General features: G+C 71.9%; 1 protein-coding gene. It reads left to right on the top strand.

Translation table 11 applies throughout. The annotated features are described in order from the left end of the window. Positions 1-1,066, top strand: a 1,066-nt coding sequence (cofH, locus tag H5J33_RS35870; RefSeq protein ID WP_181798819.1) for a 5-amino-6-(D-ribitylamino)uracil--L-tyrosine 4-hydroxyphenyl transferase CofH, incomplete at its 5' end; no start/stop codon positions are given. Positions 1,067-1,204: the final 138 nt, after the last annotated feature.

The following is a 1,204-nucleotide window of genomic DNA, read 5'->3' as shown; positions in this document are numbered from 1 at the left end:
GGCGCTGGACGCGCTGTGCCGGGTGGCCGACGACGTGCGCAGGTCGGCGGTCGGCGACGACGTCACCTACATCGTCACCCGCAACATCAACTTCACCAACGTCTGCTACACCGGCTGCCGGTTCTGCGCCTTCGCCCAGCGCCGCACGGACGCCGACGCCTACACGCTGTCGCTGGAGCAGGTGGCGGACCGCGCCCAGCAGGCGTGGGACGTCGGCGCGGTCGAGGTGTGCATGCAGGGCGGCATCCACCCCGACCTGCCCGGGACGGCGTACTTCGACATCGCCAAGGCGGTGAAGGAGCGGGTGCCGGGGATGCACGTGCACGCCTTCTCGCCGATGGAGGTGGTGAACGGCGCGACCCGCACCGGGCTGTCCGTCCGCGAGTGGCTGACGGCCGCGAGGGAGGCCGGGCTGGACTCCATCCCGGGGACGGCCGCGGAGATCCTGGACGACGAGGTCCGCTGGGTGCTCACCAAGGGCAAGCTGCCCACGGCCACCTGGATCGAGGTGATCAGGACCGCGCACGAACTGGGCATCCGCTCCTCGTCCACGATGATGTACGGCCATGTGGACCAGCCCCGGCACTGGCTCGGCCACCTGCGCACGCTGGCCGGCATCCAGCGGGAGACGGGCGGCTTCACCGAGTTCGTGACCCTGCCGTTCGTCCACACCAACGCCCCGGTCTACCTGGCGGGGATCGCCCGCCCGGGCCCGACCATGCGGGACAACAGGGCGGTGACGGCGATGGCCCGGCTCCTGCTGCACCCCTGGATCCCCAACATCCAGACGAGCTGGGTCAAACTGGGCACCGAGGGGGCGGCGGAGATGCTCCGCTCCGGCGCGAACGACCTCGGCGGCACCCTGATGGAGGAGACGATCTCCCGCATGGCGGGCTCGTCTTACGGCTCGTACAAGTCGGTCCGCGACCTGATCGCGGTGGCCGAGGCGGCCGGCCGCCCGGCCAGGCCGCGCACCACCTTCTACGGCGAGGTCTCCGAGGAGCGGCAGCGGGCCGCCGAGGCGTCCGACGGGCACCTGCCGGAGCTGCTGCCGGTCCTGGACTGAGTACGATTGTCCGACCCCCGATGCTGGACGGGGCCCCGTAGCGGAGGAGATGCGTCCCGTGGCTGCCCGACTGCCCTCGTGGGCCTGGGTCACCGGTCTGACGGCGGGGGCGACCGCGGTCGTCGTCGCCCTCGCCGT

The sequence above is a fragment of the Streptomyces sp. WELS2 genome (assembly GCF_013870595.1).
In the GTDB taxonomy this organism is placed as follows: Bacteria; Actinomycetota; Actinomycetes; order Streptomycetales; family Streptomycetaceae; genus Streptomyces.
This window is presented reverse-complemented; position numbering and strand designations above follow the sequence as displayed.